This window comes from Cupriavidus sp. 01L46, from assembly GCF_056399905.1.
The window spans coordinates 1-472 of record NZ_JBFTSF010000721.1 but is presented as its reverse complement, the minus strand read 5'-3'; the positions used below and the strand labels follow the sequence as shown (position 1 = coordinate 472).

1 rRNA gene is annotated in these 472 nt (G+C 50.3%); it reads right to left on the bottom strand.

Annotation, left to right across the window (positions count from 1 at the left end):
- Positions 1-325 precede the first annotated feature (325 nt).
- A 16S ribosomal RNA gene (locus tag AC1DS3_RS39490) occupies positions 326-472 on the bottom strand; the annotation flags it as partial.

The following is a 472-nucleotide window of genomic DNA, read 5'->3' as shown; positions in this document are numbered from 1 at the left end:
GCTACAGGATGAGTTCTCGCATTTGTGCCGTATTCCAAGTCATCTTTCGATCACTTAAATACATTTCGGTTGATACAATCACAACCCGGTATCGTGTTTTACTGCAGCGTCTCATCAACGCTCACGACACCTTTACTACATCCCATATTTTTAAAGAACAGCCGACTGAGACTGGGTCTCCGGTCGTCTTGGCAAAGCCAAATGCAAGCGCTCAACGCTAAGCGCTTGCATTTGACCATGCAACGCAAGACACGCAACGCGCATCCTGGCTCCAACAATTAACAAACCGATAAGTGTGAACGCTCGACTTRAGATGCACGCTCTGAAAGGAGGTGATCCAGCCGCACCTTCCGATACGGCTACCTTGTTACGACTTCACCCCAGTCATGAACCCTGCCGTGGTAATCGCCCTCCTTGCGGTTAGGCTAACTACTTCTGGCAAAACCCACTCCCATGGTGTGACGGGCGGTGT